This window comes from Arthrobacter sp. NPDC057388 (genome assembly GCF_042668165.1).
In the GTDB taxonomy this organism is placed as follows: Bacteria; Actinomycetota; Actinomycetes; order Actinomycetales; family Micrococcaceae; genus Arthrobacter.
In genome coordinates this window covers 1-22732 of the sequence record NZ_JBHVBL010000035.1, presented here as the reverse complement: position 1 = coordinate 22732, position 22732 = coordinate 1, and the positions used below count along the sequence as shown (strand labels likewise).

Sequence of the window (22732 nt, the reverse complement as noted above, 5' to 3'; positions counted from 1 at the left end):
CCAAAACGTGGGGGCGGCCCGCCCCACCCCTGTCAATGCCGGTTGTGGCCCCGCTGCTGGTGCGGTTGTTAATTACCGTGCACAAACAACTGTGGGCGCCGGACTGTGCGTCCGGCGCCAACGCCATTGCCTTCACCGCTGCCCGTATCGGGTGAGCCCATCACCCGGGTGAGCACCGCCGTCGTTAGTGTGCGTACCCGGCGGCTGCCTCGGTGAGCGACTTGCCCTTGGTCTCGGGGGCCAGCCACTGGGACAGCGCGGCACCGGCGAGGGCCACAAAGGCAGCGATCAGCATGGTGGGACCGGGACCGAGGTTCTCCATCGACAGCGGCAGCAGGAACGTGCCGATGCCTGCACCGATGCGGCTGACGGCGGTCGCGAAGCCCGTTCCAATCCCCCGGATTTCAGTGGGGAGGACCTCGCCCGGGTAGACGTTTGTCAGTGTGTTGTAGCCGGCGTTGAAGAACGAGAAGACCAGGAAGAGGACGAGCACGACGGGCGCCGGCGCGCCGGCCCACAGGCCGATGACGGCGAGGACGACGGCGCACAGCCACTGGGTGGGAACGGTCAGTACCCGGCGCCCGGCCTTGTCGATAAGCAGGAAGGTGAGGATGACTCCGGCCAATGCGATAGCGGAAAGGCCGACGCCGCCGGCCAGGCCGCCGGCAAGGCCATACTGTTCAAGCACGCTGTCGGCGAAGGTGGCGATCGCGAAGTACGGCGTCACGGCGCAGAACCAGAAGCCCGAGATGAAGAGCGTGGAGCGCCAGTATTCCCTGGAGAACAGCATCCCGAAGCTGCCCTTGCGGACGTCCTCGTGCTGGACGTCGTCCAGCGCATCGTCCGGCATGTACTTGTAGGCAAGGGCGCGGGCCTCGTCCTTGCGTCCGACGCTCCAGAGCCAGCGCGGTGATTCCGGCATGCCGAGCCGGGCCAGGAACAGCGCGACCGCGATGAACGTGCTCGTGCCCAGGATGAAGTGCCAGCTGAGAGCCGTGAACTCGGTGAGCAGGTGGCCCACCAGGAATGCGATCATGAATCCGGCGTACCACGCGATGCCCATGGCACCCATCAGCCGTCCTCGAAGGTGCGTGGGTGAGAACTCAGCCATCAGCGGCCACCCGACGGCGTACTCTGTGCCGATCGCGATGCCCATCAGCAGCCGGACCACGAGCAGCCAGGCCGGGGAGTCAATGAAGAACTGCATGGCTGACGCGACAGCGAACAGCCCGATGTCGAACATGAAGATTGGCTTTCGGCCCCATTTGTCGGAGATCCAGCCGCCCACCGGGGACCCGATCAGGATGCCGATCAGGGCGGCGGCGGCAATGAGCCCCTGCCACACCGCCGTCAGCTGCAGGTCTTCGGCCATCGTCCCCGATACCGGCCCGATAATGCCCAGGACATAGCCGTCCAGGAACATGCCCCCGATCAGAACCGTAACCATTCTGATCAGGAAGCGTCGCTTGCTGGCCGTTGAGGCCAGGCCTGATTGGGCTGCTGTGTTCTTCATGGATGACATCGGCGTCACTCCTGGGGGTCGCGGATGGAAGAAAGTTTTGTTCTGTTTCCGGAAGACGGGACTCGCCGTCGGAAAGGCCACGGTGGCAGTTGTGCCAATCCAAAGTGTGGCCTAGGTCGCTCTCTAAAGATACATCATTGTAGGATTAATGCAATACCTTTACTGGTGTTGCGAAGTTTCAGAACTCGCGGTGCAGTTGGGTACCCAGGAGAACCGGAAGGCATATTGTTAGGGTCAGCCGCCCGACACAGGAGGAAGCCCATGCCTGACGCCGCACGCCCCTTGCGCAAGCTCGGATTCCTGACCATTGGACTGTTCGACCCGGCAAATCCTGCCCCGGGCCACGAATCCACCTTGCAGATCATAGAACTCGGCGAACAGCTCGGATTCGACAGCGCCTGGCTGCGCCACCGCCACCTGCAGTTCGGCATCTCCTCCCCCGTCGCGATGATGGCGGCCGCAAGCCAGCGCACCTCCAGGATCGAGCTTGGCACCGCAGTGACCCCGATGGGGTGGGAAAACCCGTTGCGCCTTGCGGAGGATCTGGCCACCGTGGATCTGCTGGCCGGGGGGCGGATTAATCCGGGTCTGAGTGTCGGTGAACCGATGCATTACGAGACGGTGAGGCACGAGTTATACCCGGATTCCTCAGAGCTGGAGGACTTCAGCCATGCCCGCGTGGACCGGCTTGCACGTTTGATCGCAGGGGAAAAGGTTCGGGACTTTTCGGGCAAGCAAGGCGTGGTCGAGGAATACTCCAACCGTGTCGAGCCCCACTCCCCCGGGCTGCGGGACCGCCTCTGGTACGGTGCGGCCAGCATGAAGTCGGCCGTCTGGGCCGGGGCAAACGGTTTCAATCTGCTCTCCAGCAGTGTGGTCTTCCCCGAAGCGGATCAGGAACCGGATTTCGCCCGTATCCAGCAGTCGCAGATCCGCGCCTACCGTGAAGCGGCCGCAACGTCAGAGCAGGCGCACGGACCGGCCCGGGTTTCGCAGGGCCTGGTGGTGATCCCCACCGATTCGGCAACGCCGCGGCAGCGGGAGAAGTACCAGCGGTATGTTGATGAACGCACTCCGCGCACACGGGCGCCGCAGGGGCCAAAGGGCATGCTGTTCGCCCCGGATCTCATCGGCACCAGCGATGAACTGGCCGGGCAGCTGTACGCCCACGCAGGGTTCCAGGAAGTCGACGAGGTGGCGTTCGCACTGCCCTTCAGCTTCGACCACGAGGATTACGTCCAGATCCTGACCGACATCGCCGGCAGCCTGGGACCCGCACTGGGATGGGCTTCGTCCACGGCCCGGCAGGAGGCCCGGTCATGACCAGCGAGCCGCGGCAGTCCGCCTCCAGCCCGGCACCACCGGCAGCCACCGGCCATCCCGCCTTCGAGGCGGCCTATCAGGCCGCCCGAAAGAGTGGCAACGAAGGCGGCATTCCCATCGGAGCAGCTCTGGCGCGTGACGGCGTGGTCATCGCAAGCGGACACAACGAACGGGTCCAAAACGGCGACCCCATCGCGCACGGGGAAATGTCCGCCCTTCGTGCGGCCGGCCGGCAGAAGAGCTACCGGGACACCACGCTGTACACCACCCTCGCCCCGTGTGCCATGTGCACGGGAACCATCATCCAGTTCAAGATCCCCCGGGTCGTGGTGGGCGAGGCGCGCACGTTCGACGGCGAATTTGAGCTTCTGCGGTCACGCGGGGTTGAGGTGGTGGTACTGGACGATCAGCGGTGCGTGGACATGATGCGCACGTTCCAGGACAACAACCCGGAGGTGTGGGCGGAAGACATCATGGAGTAACGCAACGGCCCGTCATGAAGGGAGGCCTGCCCGCTCCAGGGTCCTGGTGAGTTTCTCGGCCAGCAGCCTTCCGGAGCGGGCGTCGTGACCGCGAAGATGCTCCAGCGCCGCCAGCGCCGTGAGCGCAACGTCCAACAGTTCCTCCTCAACATCGCTGATTGTGTGTGTCACACCTTTGCGGGGGTTCTGTCCCGTCGCGCCAATGTAAGCAGCGACAACCTCACCGGCTTCTTCCGCAATTTTTGACAGCCGGGCCCAGGTCGCGGCTTCGGGATGCCGGCTGGCGTTGCCCTCGTCGATCCATGAGCTCAGGGCGGCTACTCCCTGGGACAAGGTGTCCAGCCCTGTGTCTCGTTGCTGGCGTTCTTCCATGCGATCACATTCTTTCACTGGCGTCAGCGTCACAGTATCGCGCCACAGGAGCAACTGCCGCACGCCGCCGCCTTTTGCCAGACGTGGATCGTGCCAGGAATGTCGCGCGTCATGGTTCAGCCCAACGGGCCGATCAGGTCTTAGCAAGCGGCAGCACCAGCATGTAGCCCGCCGGAAGACCGCTGCTCCAGCGCCGCGGCTCCCGCACGACGAACTGCTGCGCCAATTGTTCTGGCGTGAGCAGGGCGTTGGGCGCGGGGGACGGTCCCCACTTCACGTCGCCATACGGGTAGAGCGGATCCTGCACGCGGATACCAGTGACCGAAAACTTCGGGAACCTGGCCGGGTCTCCAATCGACTGGAAGCCACTCATCACCCATACATGGCGGCCACGCCACATGACCAGCCCTACAGGCCTGCCCGTCTTGGCGATGGCCCGGGCCGCTGTCTGCAAGGCTTCCCGATAGTCGGCAATGCTGACGACGGCATACGGCCCCATCCCGACCTCGTTCAGCACCTTCGCCCACCCCAGGGGGTTGGCACCGTTGAACGAATTCGACGACCGGGCCCGGGCCATCTCCCACAGTTCTCCCTGCTGACCCCGGTCCGCCCACGTACCGGTCCGCGTACCATCGGTGACGTTGTGCATCATTTGGATGCTCGCCGCCACACACCATTCGAACGTGTACTGCGGAACGAAGTCCCCTTCCCGGTACAGGTTGAGGGCGAACGGCCGGGGCACAGGGCGCGGCTTGGGAACCGGGGTTGGGGTGGCGGTCGGCGCGGTCCGGTGCGGAGCGGCTGCGTCATCGCGTGCAGCCGGCGGGAGTGCCGAACTCTCGATCGGCCGGCCGGCGTCGGCCTCCTCGAGTCTCGCGACGGGCGTGCAGGCCGAGAGGAGGGTCGCCAAGGTGACGAACCAGACCAGAAGACGGAGCTTGGCGCCGGTCATGACCAACCTATTTTACCGCCGTGCGGCAGGAATGCGCCGGGTGCTTCCTTACGGCTGCACGTTTGAGGCAGACCCAGTTGTTACAGGCCGGAAACTTCCGGTTGACGGGACGGAAATCAGACCTGTGTTCACTGACAGTAGTCAGCGTTTAATACTGATAATCAAAGGAGTCGAGTCAATGTCCACTCAAATCAACTTCCGCTACCTGAGCGAGCCCGACATGGTTGAGGCCGGCGTCGGCAACCTCGTCCGGTGCACCGATGTCATGGAGGAGGCTCTCGTCCTGCTGCGTCAGGGTGATTACCGGATGGCTGGCGAGAACGGCAACTCCCACGGCGCGATGATCACCTTCCCGGCTGTCCCCCAGTTCGATGGGATGCCGAAGGACGGCCCGGACCGGCGCTTCATGGCCATGCCCGCCTATCTGGGCGGCCGCTTCGGAACGTCGGGCGTGAAGTGGTACGGCTCAAACACCGAGAACCGCCAGAAAGGGCTCCCGCGTTCAATCCACGTGTTCGTCCTGAACGACCGTGACACCGGCGCCCCGCTGGCGATCATGAGCGCCAACCTCCTCAGCGCCTACCGGACCGGCGCCGTCCCCGGTGTCGGCGTCAAACACCTCGCAAAAGCGGACGCCAAGGTTGCCGCCGTCGTTGGACCTGGTGTCATTGCCCGCTCCGTCCTGGAAACCACACTGGCACTGCGCCCCTCAATCGACACGTTGTTCGTGAAGGGCCGCAGCGCCGGCAGCACCCAGACCTTTGTGGACTGGGCCAAGGCGAAGTTTCCCCAGCTCACCAAGATCGACGCGGCCGAGACCATCGAGGACGCAATCGCCGACGCCGACGTCGTCATGGCCACCACCTCCACCGACGCAGCCGGCAGCGAAGCCTTCCCGTACTTCCCCAAGCACGCCATCAAGCCCGGAGCCCTCCTGCTCCTCCCCGCCGCGGCCCGCTTCGACGACGACTTCCTCCAAGGTGACGCCCGCCTGGTCATTGACGCCGAGGGCCTCTATCGGGCCTGGCTCGAAGAATACGGACCCACGGCATACCAGATCCTCGGCATCCCCGGCTCGCACTGGTTCGGGCTGCTCGAGGAAGGAAAGATCCCGGCCTCAAAGATCGAAGAGATCGCCGACATCGCCACCGGCAAGCTCCCCGCGCGCCGCGACGACGAAGAAATCATCCTCTACTCCGTCGGCGGCATGCCCATCGAAGACGTCGCCTGGGCAACCGACCTCTACCGCACCGCCGAAGAGAAGAACATCGGCACCGTCCTGAACCTCTGGGACACGCCTGCACTCGCCTGACCCTTCGCGAGGGCCGGAGTGGCATTCGGAGGGCAGGCTCCTCGGCATGGGGCCTTCGACAAGGAGCTTGCCCTCCCCCACCAGCCCGGCGCGCAACGTGCGAAGTCCCCTGTCCCTGCCGGTAAATACGTTGGGCCGGGAGTTCCGCTGGCGCAAGGGTCATTGGGCCACGCGGGAGCTATGCAACGGCCTGAAGTAATCCGCAACAGCAGGATTGGTGTCCATGATTTCTGATTCTGAGAGCCCCCGGATCCGAAGGTTGAAGGTTAGATTCCGCTCGTAGCTCATGGCTGTTCTTGTCGGTTTCTTCGGATGTCGGAAAGGGCCTGGGTCATACGATGCCAGGCTGCTGTGGACCGGCCCAGCTCCTCACGGCCGCGGTCAGTAAGTGTGAACTGCTTCCGGCCGGGGCGCCTGTTCGTGCTGCCAGACGTGCATTACAACAGCCCTGATCTTCGAGCCTCTTCAGGAGCGGATACAAAGTTCCGCCTTTGATGCGCGCGAAACCGTGCCCTCGCAGGACCTCGGCACTGGCATGACCATGGCTCTTCCCTTGGCTCAGTACACCGAGCACCGCTTGCGGAAACGCCGCGCGCTTCAGCTCCCGGCCAAGGTCGAGATCCTGCATCCATGGATAGTGTCACTAACTAGATAGCTTGGCAACATCGCTTCAGCGGACCGGACGATGTTGTGGCGGCCCTTTCCAAGTGTGATCCACCGGGGTCTAATTAGCGTTCCCGCCTTTAAGGCAGGCGATGAACTCCTCGACGGCGGGAGAGCCGTCCCCGCCGCGAGCGACGTGGAGCTCGGTCTGCGGCCGGCCGGCGAACGGCCGCGTTGTGATTCCCGGCATGTGAAACCGCTGCACCGATTGCGGCAGGACTGAGACCCCGAGCCCGGCAGCCACAAGCCCGAGCACCGTTTCCTGATGGATGGCCTGCTGGGCGACGACGGGCGGCGTGGCCAAGTGGCCAAAAAGCTGAAGGACACGTGAGACGAACCCCGGCATCAGGCGGTACGGAAACAGGATCATGGGCTCGCCCTCGAGCAGTTCCGGCTTAACCTCCTCCACCGCGGCCAGGGGATGGGACTCCGGGAGTACAACCACCAGGTCCTCGGTGCTGAGCAGTTCGAGCCTGAGCCCGGGCACCGGACCGGGGTCCCGTACCAGGCCGAGATCGAGCTCTCCGTCCAGCAGCTGTTCAATCTGTTCACCGCTGGTGAGCGGAGCCAGCACCAGGTCCACCCTTGGGCGCTGTTCGCGGAAAGACCGGATGGCTTCGGGGACGGTGGTGTAGCTCGCGGAACTGACGAACCCCACCCTGATCTTTCCGCTCTTGCCCGCGGCAACTTCGGCGACGTCACCAGCCGCCTCATCAAGTTCGTCAAGGGCCGCTCCGATCTTTTCCCGAAAGGCCTTCCCGGCGGGTGTCAGCGTCACCCTGCGCGTCGTCCGGTCAAACAGCGGGACGCCCAGCTCGTGCTCCAGGCGCTTCACGGCAACGGTCAGCGGCGGCTGGGTGATGTGCAGGCGTTCCGCGGCCCGGCCGAAGTGCAGCTCGTCCGCCACGACCAGGAAGTATCTGAGCTGTCGAAGTTCCATTTCGATTCTTTCGATCGACGCTAATAATTACTAGTCAAATAATATTGGACGAGCGGAGGCCCGGAATGAGTAACTGGATCCAGCAAAGCAGCACATGCTGTCCCACGTTCCCGTCTTAGGAGCCATCCATGGAATCGACTGAATACGCCGTCGTCGGCGCCGGGCTCTCCGGAGCCGCCACCGCTTGGCATCTGGCCGCCCGCGGCCACGACGTCGCCCTGCTCGATCGGTCGACCCCGGCCAATGACGCCGGCAGCTCCCACGGCTCGGCCCGGATCTTCCGCTACGCCTACCCCGACGAGTTCTACACTGGCCTGGTCCAGGAGGCGAAGACCGGGTGGGATGAACTGGCGCGCCTCAGCGGCAAGCAGCTGATCACCCCGGCAGGTGCCGTGGACTACGGCGCCATCCGCCAGCCCGAACGGCTCGCCGCCGTCCTGCAGGCCCACGGCATTGAGCACGAACTCCTCAGCGCTGAGGAAGCCCGCCGCCGCTGGCGGCAGATCGCCTTCGACACCCAGGTGCTGTGGCACCCGGACGCGGGCGTGATCGACGCCCACGAATCGGTCGCCGCCATGGTCGACCAGGCAACGGGCCACGGGGCGGCGCTCCACACCAACTGGGCCGTCGCGTCCATTACCGCCTCCAACGGCGGCTACCTGCTGACCTCCTCCGACGGTCGCTCCCTGCAGGCGGCCAACATTATCGTTGCGGCCGGCGGCTGGCTTCCCCGGCTACTCGGATCACTGGCACTGCCTTCCTCCTTCCTTGCCTCGGTGCCCCCGATCGAGGTCCGGCAGGAACAGGCTTACCACTTCCCCTACGCCGATGGCGCCGACCGCACGGCGTCTCCGTGGCCGACGTTCATCCACAAGCGCGAAGGCTGGCAGGCGTACGGCCTGCCAGGGGGCCGCGACGCGGGCTTCCGGGGACAGAAGATCGCCCAGTACAACGGGGGCAAGATCCTGCCCTCGGCCGCGGACCAGGACGGACAGATTAGCCCGGACAACCGCCGTCGGGTCATCGAGTACGTGGAACAGTACCTGCCGGGACTGGTGCCCGAACCCTACGCGGAAACCACCTGCCTCTTCACCAACACGCCCACCGAGGACTTCATCCTCGACCGGGCCGACGGCATCACTATCCTCTCCCCGTGTTCCGGACACGGCGCCAAGTTCGCCCCGCTGATCGGGCAGCTCGCCGCCGATCTGGCAACCGGCGCGGGAACCGTCCCGGACCAGTTCCGGCTCGCTTTCCAGGCAGGCCAGGCAGCTGTGGGGGCACACGCATGACCCCCGGCACGGAAGCCGCTTCCCGGGCCGAGTTGACTGCCACGGTCACCGGTCTGATGTCCGAAATTGCCGGCACCGGAACTGATCACCTTCGCGGGGGCTACACCCGGCCTGTTTATTCCACCGCGGAACTGGACCTGCGTGAGTGGTTCATTGAGCAGGCCACCAAGCGCGGCCTGGCCGTCGAAACCGACCGTAACGGCGCGATCTGGGCCTGGTGGAACGTGCCCGGCGGGGACCGCAGCAACAGCCTGGTCACGGGAAGCCACCTCGACTCGGTGCCTGGCGGCGGCGCGTTCGACGGCCCTCTCGGCGTCGCTTCCGCCCTGATCGCCGTCGACATCCTCAAAGCCCGGATGGACACTCCACCCCGTCCGCTCGCCGTCGTGGTCTTCCCCGAAGAGGAGGGATCACGGTTCGGCGTTGCATGCCTGGGCTCCCGGCTGATGACCGGCGCCATCGACCCGGACAAGGCCCGCAACCTGCGGGATCCGGACGGCTCAACCTTCGCCGACGTCGCCAAAGCCCACGGCCTCGACCCCCGCTTTGTGGGCAAGGACGACAAGCTGCTCGGCCAGATCGGTGCCTTCGTCGAACTGCACGTCGAACAGGGCCGCGGCCTCATCGACCTCAACCAGCCGATCGCGATAGCCGAATCCATCCTCGGCCACGGCCGCTGGCGCCTCAGCGTGCACGGGCAGGGCAACCACGCCGGCACCACTCTCATGGCAGACCGGCACGACCCCGTGGTCGCCGCGGCACGCATGGTCACCGGCATCCGGGACATCGCCCGGAACGCGGCCAACGCCCGCGCCACGGTCGGACGGCTCCAGCCAGTGCCCGGCGGCACCAACGTCATCGCCTCGCGCGTCGACTTCTGGCTCGACGTCCGCCACCCCGACGATGCCGTGGCCGCAGCCCTCGTGGAGAGCATCCACACACAGGCCCGGCTCATCGCCGCGGAGGAAGGCTGCAGCGTTGGCCTGAGGGAAGAATCCCTGAGCCCGACGGTGCATTTCGACCGCGGGCTGCAGAAAGAACTGCAGCTGGCCCTGCCCCAGGCCCCCGTCCTGGACACGGGTGCCGGCCACGACGCCGGGGTCCTCGCGCCCTTCGTCCCCACGGCAATGGTCTTCGTGCGGAACCCCAGCGGCGTATCCCACTCCCCCGAGGAACACGTCGTCGACGAGGACGCCGAAACCGGGGCACAAACCCTCGCCGACGCCCTGCACGGACTCATGGCCTGACACCAACAACAGCACCCGCGCCGGCTTGCCCGGCGCGGGTGCATTCCTGTGGCCCTGCCACCCCACGCTTACCCAACCCCGCCAGCCCCGGACCCTGATGCCCGCCACTGTCAACGACGACAAGGCGCACCCAAGAGTTGAGAACAGACCCAATTTCCGTAGACTGCAGCAGATTCCGCAAGTCATTCTCGCTGGATGCACCCTTTCCCACGGTGATCGCGATCGTAGGTTAGAACCTCAACGGGTTGGAGCCTACTGCTATCCAAGCTCAGCCACCCGCTTTCGAAAGCTCGGAGGATCGCAGCTTATGAAAGACACCGGCGCGCTGATGCGCAGGTAGGCCGGGCTTTTCGGCTCGATGGTTAGGGTTGCTCCGGCGGCGTCCATACTGCGGGTCACCATCCAGCCGCCGGGAACTGCGTCTGTCCCATCGAAGGCGGGAGCCGTACTTGGCCAGTATGGGATCACCGATGGAGAGGATGTCTGCGAATCGGTGCGAGGCTCCACTACGTCAGCGCAGCTGACCATCATCTCCGTACCAAGGACGCACCTGCTGTCGTTCAACTTGGTCAAATATGCTGCTCTTCCACGGTCCAGCTGACGCCAGGGATCTGCTGTTCGAGCGCGCCAATCAGCTCGGCGCGCAGGGTCCCATACTTCGCGTAACTTCCGTTTCGGGACTGTATGCCGGCTGCATCAGGACCGACTCCGGGGTGAGCAGAGAATCACTCTGCATCGAAGAGTCCGAAGAGCGCTTGGACTCCTACCAGATCACTATTCAGATGGAGCGTGACTAGAGACTCAAGCAACGCCGGAAAACAAGGGCATGGGAGCGCCCGTCCAGACAAAACTTACTGCCCGGTAAGGCTTATTTTTGGCAGCTGTAGCGTCTAACCTTTTTCGGTAGTGGCTTGGGGCAATGATGTTCGGCCAGGAGCAGAGGGACCAATCCATGGCAAAGACAGTGACATTTTCCGTGACGGCGACGCGAAAGAACACAGACCAGGACAGTTTCCGGCGCACCGTTTCCAACCTCCAGTGGGCTGAACTCGGGGACTGCATCATCTCCGTGTTTCACCTTGGCGATTCGTACGCGCTGCTCAGCGGCGAGGCCCTTCCTGCTGCCCACACGACATCCAATGCCGCGCTCCGCGCGTACCTGCTCCGTAGGTTTGCCGGTGATGACACCGGCTTGGACTTCGACGTTAAGATTGACCGGCGCAATGACTGCGCCCGCTTCCATTCCTGAGTGCGTGGCTTAGTCCCCGCAATTCCAATTCGAAGCGCCCGCCCCGCCGACGTGGTCCCGCCGAGGGCCGTGAGCCATGACATCCCGGAGGACCGGCGCGTTGCGCACCGGCGAAGAATATCGCCTGCCCCCTCACCCGCTTCCCGCCCGCAGCCACCGGTACGTACATGTCGGCAGACATAGGCAGCTAGGCTGCGCGGCGCGCGGGGTGTTGGGGTGCCCCGGGCCGCACCGGGCGGGCGGTCCGTGTGACAGTGGGCGCGACGACGGCGTCATCGGGCAATGTGCTGTCGGGTGTCAAGCGAACGTCCTGCCCGACCTGGGCGCGGGCTCCGATGCGCGAGTGGCTGCCAATGCGGACCCGGTCTCCGATTTGCGCACCGGGGCCGATGTACACCGCGTCGCCGATAATGGCGTGGCTCCCAACCCGGGCATTCCTGTCAATCCAGCTGCCGGCACCGACACGGCAGCCGGCACCGATACGCGCCCCCGCCTCGATATAGGCCGTCGGCCCGATGAACGATGTCGCGTCAGCTGTTGCCCCACGGCCGACCAGACCCCCGCCGTTGCTGTGACGGCGGTACGTCACGATGCGACCGGCATCGTCCTCGAAAGATTCCGTTAAGTTGTTCATTCCCTTCCTGTTCCCGAGGCCGCACCTTCCAACTGCGGCCACGCAATGACATGCGTGTCATTAACGCTTCGGGGCTCTCAACCGTTCCAGGCACAGGGGAACTTCCCGGCACCCGCCAACACCCGTTTCCCGACCCACCGCCGCTCCCAAACGCGCGCGTCAAAAAGGTAGCCACACTTACTATTGGAGCGGCACGGATTTTCGGAGGGACCGCAGCAAAAGGAGCAGGCATGCCACTACGCAACGGAACGGCCGTCGAATGGAACGCGCGCCAGGGCAAGGCACACGGCAGGACAGTAGCCCCGTGACCGGGCATCACGAGGTCATCATCATTGGCGGCGGCAACGCCGGGCTCTCCCTGGCGGGCAGATTGATCCGGTGCGGGGTGAGTGACGTCGCCGTGATCGAACCCAGGGAACACCACCTCTACCAGCCTCTTTTCTCGCACATCGCCGGCGGACGCGCGAAGGCCCACGAAGCGACCCGGACGCAGCAGTCCGTGACACCAAAGGGTGTCACCTGGATCCGGGACACAGCCACACGGGTGGACACCGGCGCCAGCACTGTGGCCCTGCAGTCGGGCACCAGCCTGGCGTACGACCAGTTGGTCGTATGCCCCGGGCTGCAATATGACTGGGAGTCGGTGCCCGGGCTGGCCGAAGCGGTCCGCTCGCCGCACGGGGCATCCCACTACGAGTTCGATCTTGCCCCCAAGGCCTGGACACTGCTCAGCGGCCTGACCGCCGGAACCGCCGTTTTCACCATGCCCTCCGGACCCATCAAATGCGGTGGCGCAGCACAAAAACCGATGTACCTGGCGTGCGACTACTGGAAGAAACAGGGCGTGCTGGACCGGATCCGGGTGGTGATGGTCCAGCCCTACCCCACCGTGTTCGGCATGCCGGAAATCGACCGGGAACTCGACCGAAAAATCGCAGAATACGGGATCGAACTGCGCACCAACAGCGAACTGGTCTCCGTCAGCCCCGCCACCCGCAGCGCCACGATCCGCAACCACGCCACAAACACAAGTGAGGAGCTGGCCTACGACGTGCTCAATGCCGTCCCGCCGCAATCAGCCCCGGACTGGCTCAAGGCCACGAACCTCCCGGCGGCCGGAGATGCCGGGGGATTCGTTGAAGTAGACCCCCAGACACTGCGCCATACAAGGTTCCCCAACGTCTGGGCCCTGGGCGACGCCGCCGGAACCACCAACTCCAAGTCAGGCGGGGCGCTGCGGAAGCAGACCAAAGTGTTGGCCACAAACCTGCTGGCCGCGCGGAAGGGGAATCCCTTGCCGGCAAAGTACAACGGCTACTCGGTGTGCCCCTTCACGGTTTCCCGTAATACCGTGGTCTTCGCGGAGTTCGACGACCAGTACCGTCCCATGCCGACCATCCCCCGCATCCCGACCTGGAAGGAGAACCGTCTCTCCTGGGTCATCGACCGCGACGTGTTCCCGCAGGTCTACTGGAACCTGATCCTCAAAGGCCGCGCCTGATGTAAGAGCGACGCTACCGAACGTCCACGCCACTAAGGGTGGCTGGGACTGGGGCTGCCTCAGTTATCCGGAACCGTCAGCAAGATCGGCATCACGGGACAACGGCAGGCCCATGAACTCATACAACTCCCGCCAAGCGTTATCTAAACGCATCTCAGCCAGGACGATCTCTTCTTTGCCGGCACCATCACCGCGCTGCCGCAATTCATAAAGATCGTTGTACAACGCTTCAACCTGGTTCAAGCGTCTCTTGAATTCCATGTCAGCCATCGCAAAAGACTAATCGAACAGCAGGGAAGCACAAGTACCTGCGAAGCCCGGCAGCGTGAACCGGCGGGCTAGCATCAGGTTATGCCGACTCTATCCGTGGTTATTCCGTGCAAGGACGACAGTGGTCCGCTTTCGCGCTGCCTTCAGTCCTTGGAGTCGCAGACCTCGGCACCCCTGGAAGTCATTGTTGTGGACAACAACTCGACCGATGAGACGAGCGCGATCGCAGAGGCGCACGGTGCCAGAGTTCTTTATGAGAGGACGCCCGGCATCGCGGCCGCCGCGTCTACCGGTTACGATGCCGCGCGCGGCGAGGTCATCGTCCGCTGTGATGCGGACACCGTTCCCCCGGCCGACTGGCTCGAGCGGATCGCTGCCCGCTTTTCCGCAGAACCGGATCTGGCAGTCCTGGCTGGTCCCGGCGTTTTCTACGGCGTGGGCCGTTTCCGCCGCCGGCTCGCCCGGATCGGGTACATGGAGGCGTACTTTGTCCTCATGGGAGCCGCAATGGGCCACTGGCCGCCCTTTGGCTCCAACTGCGCATTCCGGCGCAGGGATTGGGAGCGGATCCGCGGCCGCGTGCGGCGCTCCGACCAGGGCCTGCACGACGACGTCGACCTTGGCTTCGTGCTCGATCCGGACCAGCGCGTGGCCTACGACCGGTCCCTGCGGGTGGGCATTTCGGCCCGGGCGCTTGCCGGGGGCGCCACGGGACGGCTGCGCGTCAAACGGGCTTTGCACACACTGAAAGTGCATTGGCGCCAAGTGCCGCCGTGGGAGCGCTGGCACAGAACGCTGCAGGCCCGAAAGGAGCACCGCCGTCGGACTGCACGCCCGCCGCGGTCATAGGCAAATTGCCCTCCGGCAGGTCCCCGTGTTTACCTTAGCTATGGATATGGGGACTGTGCTTGCTCATACTGACGGCGCCGGTCTCATTGATGAAGTCCTGACCTCCTTTTTTGCCCGCTCGAAGGCGCGCGCCGAGGCGATGCATCCCGAATATCTCAGCTTGTGGCAATGCCTTGAACGCACCACGGCCGGCGGCAAGCGTTTCCGTCCCCGCCTGGTCATGACCGCCCATGATCTCCTGGGCGGCAGCGACAGGGTGGCTGCGGCCACCGTGGCCGCGGCCTTCGAACTTCTGCACACGGCGCTGATCGTGCACGATGACGTCATTGACCGGGACTACACCCGCCGCGGTGCACCCAATGTTGCCGGAACCTACCGTAATCGCGCCGCGGCCTCGGGAAGCAGCACTGAAAGGGCCGACCACACGGGACTGTCGACGGCGGTGATCGCCGGAGATTTGGCCCTGTCCAACGCTTACCGGCTGCTGTCGGAGGCGGATGTTGACCCGCCGACGCGACAGCGTCTGGGTGACCTGCTGGACGAAGCGATTGTTGCCTCCGCGGCCGGCGAGCTTCTTGACGTGTTGGCGCCGCTGGACTCCACGCCGCAGACCGTCGATGAAGTGCTCACGATGTCGAAACTGAAAACGGCCGTCTACTCCTTTGACGCACCGCTGTGTGCCGGAGCTGTCCTGGCGGGAGCCGATCAGGAACTGGTGGGGGCGCTGGGCGAGTTTGGGCGGACCATCGGCACTGCCTACCAGGTGGCGGACGACCTGATCGCCGCCTTTGGGGACGAAGCCCTGACGGGAAAGACCGGCTGGGGCGACCTGCGCGAAGGCAAGCGCACTGCTCTGATTTCCTATGCGGCGGGGCAGTCCCAGTGGACCCGGATCGCCGAACTGATGTCCCGCCCGGACCTCACCGCCCAGGAGGCAACGGAGATCCGCGAGTTGCTGGCTGCCTCCGGGGCAAGGGACGAGACACTAAGGCTCGCCGCGGACCTCACGGAGCAGGCGCTCGATATCCTGGTCCGGCCGGTGATACCGCAAACTCTTCGGGATGGACTCAAGCCGCTGTCCCGCCTTGTCACCGATCGCATGGGCGCATGAAGCGGGGCCGCGACGCGCTGTCCGTCTACACCGCCGCTGCATTCAAGTCCTCCGGTGTGGTGCTCCGTTCCTACTCGAGTTCCTTCGGGCTGGCTTCACGGTTGTTTGACGACACGGTCCGCCGTCAGGTGGATTCCGTGTACGCGCTGGTACGGGTTGCGGATGAAATTGTGGATGGCGTGGCCTCCGCCGCGGGCCTGTCTGTTGAGGAGAGCCGGCGGCAGCTGGACGGGTTCGAGCAGGAAGCCGAACGCGCCATGGTCACCGGGTACAGCACGAACCTGGTGATCCACGCATTCGCAGACACTGCCCGCCGGACGGGCATCGGCACCGAATTAACGCGCCCCTTCTTCGCCTCCATGCGGACCGACCTGGACCAGGTGCAACACACCCCGGAGTCCTTCACGCGTTACGTCTATGGTTCCGCGGAAGTAGTAGGCCTGATGTGCCTGAAGTGCTTTCTTTACGGGCATCCCGTAACGGCAGAGGAAGCGGCCCGGCTGGAGCGCGGCGCCCGGCACCTCGGAGCGGCCTTCCAGAAGATCAATTTCCTGCGGGACCTCGCCGAGGACTTCACGTCCCTGGGCCGAAGCTACTTCCCCGGCGTCTCGCCCGCCAATTTCGATGAGCTCCACAAACACCGGCTGCTGGCGGACATTGAGCGGGACCTGCACGAATCGCGGGCCGTCCTGCGCGGCCTGCCGGTGTCCAGCCGGATGGCGGTTGCCCTTGCCCAGGAGCTGTTCGCGGAGCTGGCCGAACGGATCCGGGCAACGCCGGCGGAGGAGCTGATCAGTGCACGGATCAGCGTGCCCAACCCGGTAAAACTGCGGATTGCCGCTGCCGTGCTCACCGGCAGACGCGGACTGGAGCCTGCGGGTGCGGCGGGAGCGGTGTCGCCATGAGGCGGCCTGTTCCGCCGGGACAGAGCATCGCCGTTATCGGGGGCGGCATCAGCGGGTTGGCGACGGCGGCCCTGCTCGCCACCGAGGGGCACAGCGTCACCGTCCTGGAAAAGCACGGCGTCTTGGGCGGGCGGGCCCGTTCGTGGGGCGAGGACGGGTTCCGGTTCGATGCCGGCCCGTCCTGGTACCTGATGCCGGACGTGATCGACCACTATTTCCGGCTGCTGGGCACCTCTGCCGAAGAGCAGCTGGACCTGGAGAAGCTCGACCCGGGCTACCGGCTCCTGTCTCAAGGCTTCAGCGACCCCGTGGACGTCCCGGCAGACCGTGCCCGTGTGGTGAAACTGTTCGACCAGCTGGAGGCCGGGGCCGGTACGCGGCTGGAAAAGTACCTCGACTCCGCCGCGGAAACGTACACCATGGCGACCCGCCGGTTCCTCTACTCCACCTTCGATTCCTTAGCCCCGCTGCTGACCGCGGACGTTCTAAGCAGGCTCCCCCGGCTTGGCCGGCTCCTGCTGGAACCGCTGCACAGCTATGCCCGCCGCCATGTGTCCGATCCGCGGCTGCAGCAGATCCTTGAGTACCCCGCAGTTTTCCTGGGAACGTCACCTTTCTCCGCGCCGAGCATGTACCACCTGATGAGCCACCTGGACCTGGACGACGGCGTGCTGTATCCGATGGGCGGGTTTGCCCGGCTGGTGGAGGCGATCGAGCGGCTTGCGCGCAGCGCCGGGGTGGCCATCGAACCGCATGCCGAGGTGCTGGAGATAGAAACCGTCCCTTCCAATGCCCGACGGCGGCCAGCGGCTGTGCGTGGGGTGCGCTACCGCTCCGGTGACGGAAACGAACAAAGCCTGGAAGCCGACGTCGTGGTGTCAGCCGCCGACCTGCACCACACCGAAACGGCCCTGCTCCCCCGCCGCCTGCAGACGTACCCGGAGCGGTACTGGTCGCGCGGCACGGCCGGGCCCAGTGCCCTGCTCCTCTATCTGGGCGTCCGCGGCAGCCTGCCGCAGCTGCAGCACCACACCCTGCTGTTCACTGCCGACTGGGAGGAGAACTTCCGGGCGATCTTCGGCAAGGACACGTTCATCCCGGCGCCTGCGTCGATGTACGTCTGCAAGCCCAGCGCGACCGATCCCGCGGTGGCGCCGGAGGGGCATGAGAATGTTTTCGTCCTGGTTCCCCTGCCGGCCGACCCTGCCCTGGGCGGCGGCGGGGATGAGCGGCTGGAGAGGGTCGCCGACTCCGTGCTCGCGCAGCTTGCCGAGTGGGCGCGGATACCGGACCTGGCGGAGCGGATCGTCCTGCGGCGAACATACGGACCGGCGGACTTTGAGCGCGACTACCACTCCTGGAAGGGCACGTCCCTGGGGCCAGCCCACACACTGAAGCAGAGCGCGTTTTTTCGCGCGGGCAACGCCAGCCGCAAGATCCAGGGACTGTACTATGCAGGGGCGTCCACCATTCCGGGCATTGGCATTCCGATGTGTCTGATCAGTGCCGAACTGGTGGTGAAGCAGTTGCGCGGCGACCAGAGCACCGGCCCCCTTCCGGTGCCCCTGCGCCCGGCCCGGATAGCAGAGGGAACGGTGGCATGACGGCGGTGGCGTATCTGGTGTTTCTGCTGGTGTCGCTGGGTTGCATGGTGCTGCTGGACCGGCGCCTGCGGCTGTTTTTCTGGGCAGACGCCGTGCGTGGCAGTGTGGTGCTGGCCGCCGGGCTGGTCTTCTTCCTTGGCTGGGACCTGGCCGGCATTGGGCTGGGCATCTTCTTCCGCGGGCACAACGAGACTCTGGGCATCGAACTGGCACCGGAACTGCCGCTGGAGGAGCCGGTTTTCCTGCTCTTCCTCTGCTACCTGGTGATGAATCTGTTCCAGCTGAGCCGCCGGTTACTCGAGGCACGGCAGTTGAGGTCCGGACGAGTAGAGGAACGTTCATGAGCTATGCGGCGCTCAACGCGCTGTTCCTGGCCACAGCGCTTGCCGTGGCATTAGCCGCGGCCAGCCGGATCAAGGGCGGCCGGCGCAAGGTGCCCATGGCAGCGGCAGGGGCGGCTGCCGCCGTCGTACTCATCCTGACGGCGGTGTTTGACAACCTGATGATCGCGGCCGGCCTGTTCAGTTATGCTCCCGGGCTGATCTCCGGTGTCATGGTGGGGCTGGCCCCGCTCGAGGATTTCGCTTACCCGCTGGCCGCGGTGCTGCTGCTGCCGTCGCTGTGGATAGTGCTGGGGCGGCGGGGGTCCGGGAGGCGGATGTGAAGACTCTGCGCATGCTCCTGGTTTCGTCCCGTCCGCTGTCCTGGGTGAACACGGCCTACCCGTTCGCCGCGGCCTACCTGCTTACTTCCCGGGACATCGACCTCGCGTGGGTGATCGGGACGGTGTATTTCCTGATTCCGTACAACCTGGCGATGTACGGGATCAATGATGTGTTCGACTACGAGTCGGATCTCCGGAACCCGCGCAAGGGGGGCGTGGAGGGCGCAGTACTGGACCGGACCCTGCACGCGGTCACCCTCCGCGCGGCCATTGCCACCAACGTGCCGTTCCTTGCGGCGCTGGTGCTGCTGGGCAGTCCGCTGTCGTGGCTGGTACTGGCCATCAGCATCTTCGCGGTGGTCGCCTACAGCGCGCCGGGACTGCGGTTCAAGGAGCGGCCGTTCCTGGACTCCATGACATCCAGCACCCACTTCGTGAGCCCGGCAGCTTACGGCCTGGTACTGGCGCAGGCAGACTTCACCCTCCCACTGGCGGCACTGCTCGGGGCGTTCTTCCTGTGGGGCATCGCCAGCCACGCGTTCGGTGCGGTGCAGGACGTCATCGCTGACCGGGCCGGCGGCATCGGGTCGATCGCCACCGTGACCGGCGCACGGGCCACCGTCCGCTTTGCCGCCTGTGCCTATCTGACCGGCGGCGTGCTCCTGCTGTTGACGCCCTGGCCAGGGAAACTTGCGGCGCTGCTGGTGCTCCCGTACGTCATCAACATCCTCCCCTTCGCCGCCGTCAAGGACGAGGAATCAGAGCTGGCCCACCGTGGATGGGAACGCTTCCTGTGGCTGAACTACATCACCGGATTCTTTGTCACGATGTTGCTGATCTGGTACGCGGCGTCGCGGTGACCAGCCGGGCACGTTAAAAAGCCCAAGGGCCGGATCGCGGTGCCCGGACCTTGGGCTTTTGAGGAGCCGCCGCCGCCAGCTTGACTCCGCTTACTGTCCGGCCAACCTGATGCGCTACCTGCAAGATCATCCGGAAGTTGGTTTCCCTGGCCCTCCCGGACAGCCCTGATGCCTAAAGTCCACTCGGCCGGCACCGTTCCTCTTTCATGAACGGGTCAGGCGAGCAGCAGCTCGCGGGTCTCTCCGAAGGGAACGCTCTCGTTCAGCGCGAGCGTATACCGGCCAGGCTCATGCCGCGTGACGAGGATACCCGCGAGCCGTTGAGGCTTCCGCCGGAGAGCGGCCTCTGCATGATCGAGCAACTCATTCAGCCGGCCCGGATCGTTCACGAGGACTTCCAAAGACTCTGTGGACAGACTACGCATGACGAATGTTCCTTTCCAGCGGGGATCAAAGCCCCGCAAACGATTGATGAGTATGGCTGCGCCCCCAGGTCTGCACTACTGACAACTGGAAACCTCGAAGGCCCTCCGGGAAGCACCGATCATGGGCCCGGAATCTTCAGTTTCCTTGGCGGTCCCAGCCGGCTCTGCGCCGGGCAGGCTGGTGTGATGCGGGGGGGCTGTCAGCGTTCCTTGTCGATACAAAGCTACGGCAGTGAATTCGTCTCCGGGAGGTATTTATGAAGATTTGCCTGAGAAATTCTGTATTGCATTTCCCCATTCGAATTAACATGCCGGAAACATTGGCGGAGTCCCGTCGATGCTAGCGTTTTGCCCCTCGGCCGACTTGCTTCCCTCGTAAGCCAGGCGAGTCTGTCCGTTTGAGGGAAAGTGGGGGTGTCCAGTGTCTGTCCATGTTGATCGTTTCATCACCTCCCGTTCCCCGGTGGAGGGGCTGAGCCTCCGTAAGCTTTCGTTTTTGCCTGTTTTCGCGCAGGCAGTGGCCGGCGTGGCGCCCGCCGGGGCCATGTCGGTTATTCCGGCTCTCGTCTTTCCGGGTTTTGCCTCCGGCTCCGCCGGAGGCAACCTTGTACTGACCTTCAGCGCGGCTATGGCGGTCATGGTCCTGGTGTCCCTCTGCCTGCGGCCGATGGCGCGGCGCATGGCGGCCGTCAGCGGCCTGTACAGTTACACGGCCAAGGGACTTGGCCAGCGCACGGCGATTACAGCAGGGTGGTCGGCGGTGTTCGGCTACGGACTCGTGGCCATGGCCAGCCTGCTGGTTGTCGGCATCTACGCCGCCCAAATGTTCATCCACCTCGGGTTCGCCCTCGCAGACCCCGGATTGTTCACGGCACTGACAGTCCTTGCCGCCGCGGTCGCCGCCACGGTTCTCATGGTGCGGGGGATCCGGGTCTCGGCGTGGTTCACAGTGTTAATGGAATCCCTTTCGATTGCAGTCCTGGCCGTGCTCATGGCGGTCTACTTCGCCTTCAACACACCGCAGGTCAGCCTCGGGAGTGTGCTTGGCTGGGACGGGCGTCTGGATGGGTTGGCGATGGGAATCGTCGTGGCCGTCAGCGCCTTTGTCGGGTTCGAAAGCCCAACCACACTCGGCGGCGAAGCGCACCGGCCCTTCCTCACTGTCCCGCGGGCCATAACCTGGACGCCGATCCTGATGGGAGTACTGTGTCTTCTTGCCGTGGCCGCCCAGGACGCGGCCCTCAAGGAGGCCACGGCGGACGTCGCGGGCAGCCCCACCCCGTTGTCTGACCTGTTCGCACACTCCTCTCCGCTGTCCGCCGCGGTCCTCGACCTCGGAATCGCAGCATCATGGTTTGCCTGTGCCATCGCGTCCGCTAACGCACTCGTCCGAATACTGTTCTGCATGGGCCGGGAAGGCACCGTCCCCCGGCTGGTCGGGCGCACCCACCCCGCCTTCCGAACCCCCGCCGTCGCCATCGTGACCGCCATGCCGATCATCGCCGTCGTTCCCATCACGATCATCACCTCGGGGGCCAGCCTTCAGCAGAGCCTCGTGGACCTCTTCACACTGGCCGCCTACGGCTACCTGGGCTCCTACATCCTGGCCAGCGCTTCCCTGCCCTTCTTCCTGCGCCGAATCGGCGAAAGCACCCGCGTCAGCTGGATACTCGCAGCAGTGACCACACTCGCCCTGGGAGCGGTGCTCTGGACGGCCGCCGACGTCTCGATCCGCGCAGGCAACCTGCAGAGCGTCATCTATGGCGCCGTCCTGCTCGCCAGCATCGTGTACGCCGCATTCCTCCACATCAGGTCCCCCGCGAGTTTGGCAGCGGTGGGAGTCTACGACGAAACCCGGGAATCCGACCTGTTCCATAGCCGCCCCACTCCATAACTGCCCCATTCCATGACTGCCCGCCCTCATCGCGGGAGCCCAAAACCAAAGCCCGTAGCGCCTGCCCTGATGTGAGCGGGAAACGGGACCACCAGGCTCCCGTTGGCCCTCGCACGTTTTTTGTGGAAGCGGATGCCCCCAGCTGTGCAGCTGGGAGCATCCGCTTTTTTGCTGTGTCGGGGAGGCGTCCGACGGCGGTGCGCGGCGAGTATTTCGAATGTTTCCGGCATGTTAACTGCCATGGGAATTTCCGGTCCGGAATTTCTCAAGTAAATGTTTATAAATCACTCGCCTAAGGCAATTCCCACACGTAGTTTTACTTGTGAAAGGAACGCAGGTGGCCCCCATCACACCGGACGGTTCGAAGCTGAACCCGGCCGGCACTCCAGACATAGGGGGCCTTCACCTGCACCGGAGATGAACAGTTCCGGCAGCGACGCCGGCACCGGAATCCAGGGACCTTTTTGCGCCTGCTCGCAGGGAACACCACCGCCGCAGGCATCCTCATCCCGATCTGTTAAGGAGAATCATGACTATCGATACCCAGGTTGAGACCGTTGTAGAGACGCATCCTTTGGATCCGTTGTCGCGTGCGGAGATTTCGCGTGCGGTTGCGGTGTTGAAGGAGGGGCCGGCTGCGGCGGAGTCGTTCCGTTTTATC

At 64.8% G+C, this 22732-nt stretch carries 23 protein-coding genes; 15 read left to right on the top strand and 8 right to left on the bottom strand.

Annotated elements, in window-relative coordinates; genetic code table 11:
- Window positions 1-184: 184 nt before the first annotated feature.
- Window positions 185-1522: an MFS transporter gene (locus ACFUTU_RS15770; protein ID WP_377965861.1), complete on the bottom strand. Its 1338-nt coding sequence runs from the start codon at window positions 1520-1522 to the stop codon at window positions 185-187.
- Window positions 1523-1783: 261 nt separating this feature from the next.
- Here ACFUTU_RS15770 and ACFUTU_RS15765 point away from each other — a divergent pair, with 261 nt between their 5' ends.
- Together ACFUTU_RS15765 and ACFUTU_RS15760 are read left to right on the top strand one after the other, a co-directional pair.
- Window positions 1784-2845, top strand: coding sequence for an LLM class flavin-dependent oxidoreductase (locus tag ACFUTU_RS15765; RefSeq protein WP_377965859.1), 1062 nt, complete (start codon window positions 1784-1786; stop codon window positions 2843-2845).
- Window positions 2842-3327, top strand: coding sequence for a nucleoside deaminase (locus tag ACFUTU_RS15760; RefSeq protein WP_377965857.1), 486 nt, complete (start codon window positions 2842-2844; stop codon window positions 3325-3327). The genes ACFUTU_RS15765 and ACFUTU_RS15760 overlap by 4 nt, the downstream gene beginning before the upstream one ends.
- A 12-nt stretch (window positions 3328-3339) precedes the next feature.
- Here the strand turns inward: ACFUTU_RS15760 and ACFUTU_RS15755 are convergent, their stop codons facing one another.
- A complete protein-coding gene (locus ACFUTU_RS15755; protein ID WP_377965855.1) occupies window positions 3340-3699 on the bottom strand; it encodes a MazG-like family protein in 360 nt (119 codons plus the stop codon).
- Window positions 3700-3832: 133 nt separating this feature from the next.
- Window positions 3833-4651: a hypothetical protein gene (locus ACFUTU_RS15750; protein WP_377965853.1), complete on the bottom strand. Its 819-nt coding sequence runs from the start codon at window positions 4649-4651 to the stop codon at window positions 3833-3835.
- 178 nt (window positions 4652-4829) lie between these two features.
- On the opposite strand from ACFUTU_RS15750, the gene ACFUTU_RS15745 reads away from it, so the two are divergent.
- The gene (locus tag ACFUTU_RS15745; RefSeq protein ID WP_377965851.1) at window positions 4830-5963 is read left to right on the top strand and encodes a tyramine oxidase subunit B; all 1134 of its coding nucleotides are present in this window, start codon (window positions 4830-4832) and stop codon (window positions 5961-5963) included.
- Window positions 5964-6294: 331 nt separating this feature from the next.
- Here ACFUTU_RS15745 and ACFUTU_RS15740 read toward each other — a convergent pair whose 3' ends face one another.
- Both ACFUTU_RS15740 and ACFUTU_RS15735 read right to left on the bottom strand, forming a co-directional pair.
- On the bottom strand, window positions 6295-6591 hold the full coding sequence (locus ACFUTU_RS15740; protein WP_377965849.1) for a PadR family transcriptional regulator: 297 nt from the start codon (window positions 6589-6591) through the stop codon (window positions 6295-6297).
- Between the two features lie 96 nt (window positions 6592-6687).
- Window positions 6688-7566, bottom strand: coding sequence for a LysR substrate-binding domain-containing protein (locus ACFUTU_RS15735; protein WP_377965847.1), 879 nt, complete (start codon window positions 7564-7566; stop codon window positions 6688-6690).
- 128 nt (window positions 7567-7694) lie between these two features.
- Between ACFUTU_RS15735 and ACFUTU_RS15730 the strand changes: the two genes are divergently transcribed.
- The 3 genes from ACFUTU_RS15730 to ACFUTU_RS15720 all read left to right on the top strand — a co-directional run bounded on the left by ACFUTU_RS15730 (window position 7695) and on the right by ACFUTU_RS15720 (window position 11354).
- Window positions 7695-8858 (top strand): FAD-dependent oxidoreductase, encoded by a 1164-nt coding sequence (locus ACFUTU_RS15730; protein ID WP_377965845.1) that lies wholly within the window; start codon window positions 7695-7697, stop codon window positions 8856-8858.
- Window positions 8855-10105 (top strand): allantoate amidohydrolase, encoded by a 1251-nt coding sequence (locus ACFUTU_RS15725; protein ID WP_377965843.1) that lies wholly within the window; start codon window positions 8855-8857, stop codon window positions 10103-10105. The genes ACFUTU_RS15730 and ACFUTU_RS15725 overlap by 4 nt, the downstream gene beginning before the upstream one ends.
- Before the next feature lie 952 nt (window positions 10106-11057).
- Entirely contained in the window at window positions 11058-11354 is a 297-nt protein-coding gene (locus ACFUTU_RS15720) for a hypothetical protein (RefSeq protein WP_377965841.1), read from the top strand.
- Between the two features lie 187 nt (window positions 11355-11541).
- Here ACFUTU_RS15720 and ACFUTU_RS15715 read toward each other — a convergent pair whose 3' ends face one another.
- Complete coding sequence (locus tag ACFUTU_RS15715; RefSeq protein ID WP_377965839.1) at window positions 11542-11988, bottom strand: DapH/DapD/GlmU-related protein; 447 nt, start codon at window positions 11986-11988, stop codon at window positions 11542-11544.
- 259 nt (window positions 11989-12247) lie between these two features.
- Here ACFUTU_RS15715 and ACFUTU_RS15710 point away from each other — a divergent pair, with 259 nt between their 5' ends.
- Window positions 12248-13489, top strand: a complete 1242-nt coding sequence (locus ACFUTU_RS15710; protein ID WP_377965837.1) for an NAD(P)/FAD-dependent oxidoreductase — start codon at window positions 12248-12250, stop codon at window positions 13487-13489.
- A gap of 63 nt (window positions 13490-13552) precedes the next feature.
- On the opposite strand, the gene ACFUTU_RS15705 is transcribed toward ACFUTU_RS15710, so the two are convergent.
- Complete coding sequence (locus tag ACFUTU_RS15705; protein ID WP_377965835.1) at window positions 13553-13759, bottom strand: hypothetical protein; 207 nt, start codon at window positions 13757-13759, stop codon at window positions 13553-13555.
- 81 nt (window positions 13760-13840) lie between these two features.
- Between ACFUTU_RS15705 and ACFUTU_RS15700 the strand changes: the two genes are divergently transcribed.
- The 7 genes from ACFUTU_RS15700 to ACFUTU_RS15670 are packed head-to-tail and all read left to right on the top strand — an operon-like array spanning window position 13841 to window position 19752.
- Complete coding sequence (locus tag ACFUTU_RS15700) at window positions 13841-14608, top strand: glycosyltransferase family 2 protein (RefSeq protein WP_377965833.1); 768 nt, start codon at window positions 13841-13843, stop codon at window positions 14606-14608.
- A 46-nt stretch (window positions 14609-14654) separates the two neighbouring features.
- Complete coding sequence (locus ACFUTU_RS15695; protein ID WP_377965831.1) at window positions 14655-15719, top strand: polyprenyl synthetase family protein; 1065 nt, start codon at window positions 14655-14657, stop codon at window positions 15717-15719.
- Window positions 15716-16624, top strand: a complete 909-nt coding sequence (locus tag ACFUTU_RS15690; protein WP_377965829.1) for a phytoene/squalene synthase family protein — start codon at window positions 15716-15718, stop codon at window positions 16622-16624. Before ACFUTU_RS15695 ends, ACFUTU_RS15690 begins: the two co-directional genes overlap by 4 nt.
- Entirely contained in the window at window positions 16621-18228 is a 1608-nt protein-coding gene (crtI, locus tag ACFUTU_RS15685; RefSeq protein WP_377965827.1) for a phytoene desaturase family protein, read from the top strand. Before ACFUTU_RS15690 ends, crtI begins: the two co-directional genes overlap by 4 nt.
- The gene (locus tag ACFUTU_RS15680; protein WP_377965825.1) at window positions 18225-18572 is read left to right on the top strand and encodes a lycopene cyclase domain-containing protein; all 348 of its coding nucleotides are present in this window, start codon (window positions 18225-18227) and stop codon (window positions 18570-18572) included. Before crtI ends, ACFUTU_RS15680 begins: the two co-directional genes overlap by 4 nt.
- Complete coding sequence (locus ACFUTU_RS15675; protein ID WP_377965823.1) at window positions 18569-18892, top strand: lycopene cyclase domain-containing protein; 324 nt, start codon at window positions 18569-18571, stop codon at window positions 18890-18892. The genes ACFUTU_RS15680 and ACFUTU_RS15675 overlap by 4 nt, the downstream gene beginning before the upstream one ends.
- A gap of 11 nt (window positions 18893-18903) precedes the next feature.
- Window positions 18904-19752 carry a prenyltransferase gene (locus tag ACFUTU_RS15670; protein WP_377965909.1) on the top strand — a complete coding sequence of 283 codons (849 nt, stop codon included), beginning with the start codon at window positions 18904-18906 and terminating at the stop codon, window positions 19750-19752.
- Between the two features lie 215 nt (window positions 19753-19967).
- Here the strand turns inward: ACFUTU_RS15670 and ACFUTU_RS15665 are convergent, their stop codons facing one another.
- Entirely contained in the window at window positions 19968-20177 is a 210-nt protein-coding gene (locus tag ACFUTU_RS15665) for a hypothetical protein (protein WP_377965821.1), read from the bottom strand.
- A 496-nt stretch (window positions 20178-20673) separates the two neighbouring features.
- On the opposite strand from ACFUTU_RS15665, the gene ACFUTU_RS15660 reads away from it, so the two are divergent.
- On the top strand, window positions 20674-22071 hold the full coding sequence (locus tag ACFUTU_RS15660; protein ID WP_377965819.1) for an APC family permease: 1398 nt from the start codon (window positions 20674-20676) through the stop codon (window positions 22069-22071).
- Window positions 22072-22732 lie beyond the last annotated feature (661 nt).

Coding starts and splice junctions, on each gene's coding strand:
- ACFUTU_RS15740 (WP_377965849.1), bottom strand. CDS start 6,591: ATGCAGGATCTCGACCTTGGCCGGGAGCTGAAGCGCGCGGCGTTTCCG.
- ACFUTU_RS15700 (WP_377965833.1), top strand. CDS start 13,841: ATGCCGACTCTATCCGTGGTTATTCCGTGCAAGGACGACAGTGGTCCG.
- ACFUTU_RS15715 (WP_377965839.1), bottom strand. CDS start 11,988: ATGAACAACTTAACGGAATCTTTCGAGGACGATGCCGGTCGCATCGTG.
- ACFUTU_RS15770 (WP_377965861.1), bottom strand. CDS start 1,522: ATGTCATCCATGAAGAACACAGCAGCCCAATCAGGCCTGGCCTCAACG.
- ACFUTU_RS15760 (WP_377965857.1), top strand. CDS start 2,842: ATGACCAGCGAGCCGCGGCAGTCCGCCTCCAGCCCGGCACCACCGGCA.
- ACFUTU_RS15745 (WP_377965851.1), top strand. CDS start 4,830: ATGTCCACTCAAATCAACTTCCGCTACCTGAGCGAGCCCGACATGGTT.
- ACFUTU_RS15690 (WP_377965829.1), top strand. CDS start 15,716: ATGAAGCGGGGCCGCGACGCGCTGTCCGTCTACACCGCCGCTGCATTC.
- ACFUTU_RS15665 (WP_377965821.1), bottom strand. CDS start 20,177: ATGCGTAGTCTGTCCACAGAGTCTTTGGAAGTCCTCGTGAACGATCCG.
- ACFUTU_RS15675 (WP_377965823.1), top strand. CDS start 18,569: ATGAGCTATGCGGCGCTCAACGCGCTGTTCCTGGCCACAGCGCTTGCC.
- ACFUTU_RS15670 (WP_377965909.1), top strand. CDS start 18,904: ATGCTCCTGGTTTCGTCCCGTCCGCTGTCCTGGGTGAACACGGCCTAC.
- ACFUTU_RS15730 (WP_377965845.1), top strand. CDS start 7,695: ATGGAATCGACTGAATACGCCGTCGTCGGCGCCGGGCTCTCCGGAGCC.
- ACFUTU_RS15750 (WP_377965853.1), bottom strand. CDS start 4,651: ATGACCGGCGCCAAGCTCCGTCTTCTGGTCTGGTTCGTCACCTTGGCG.
- ACFUTU_RS15710 (WP_377965837.1), top strand. CDS start 12,248: ATGGAACGCGCGCCAGGGCAAGGCACACGGCAGGACAGTAGCCCCGTG.
- ACFUTU_RS15680 (WP_377965825.1), top strand. CDS start 18,225: ATGACGGCGGTGGCGTATCTGGTGTTTCTGCTGGTGTCGCTGGGTTGC.
- ACFUTU_RS15720 (WP_377965841.1), top strand. CDS start 11,058: ATGGCAAAGACAGTGACATTTTCCGTGACGGCGACGCGAAAGAACACA.
- ACFUTU_RS15755 (WP_377965855.1), bottom strand. CDS start 3,699: ATGGAAGAACGCCAGCAACGAGACACAGGGCTGGACACCTTGTCCCAG.
- crtI (WP_377965827.1), top strand. CDS start 16,621: ATGAGGCGGCCTGTTCCGCCGGGACAGAGCATCGCCGTTATCGGGGGC.
- ACFUTU_RS15725 (WP_377965843.1), top strand. CDS start 8,855: ATGACCCCCGGCACGGAAGCCGCTTCCCGGGCCGAGTTGACTGCCACG.
- ACFUTU_RS15765 (WP_377965859.1), top strand. CDS start 1,784: ATGCCTGACGCCGCACGCCCCTTGCGCAAGCTCGGATTCCTGACCATT.
- ACFUTU_RS15735 (WP_377965847.1), bottom strand. CDS start 7,566: ATGGAACTTCGACAGCTCAGATACTTCCTGGTCGTGGCGGACGAGCTG.
- ACFUTU_RS15705 (WP_377965835.1), bottom strand. CDS start 13,759: ATGGCTGACATGGAATTCAAGAGACGCTTGAACCAGGTTGAAGCGTTG.
- ACFUTU_RS15695 (WP_377965831.1), top strand. CDS start 14,655: ATGGGGACTGTGCTTGCTCATACTGACGGCGCCGGTCTCATTGATGAA.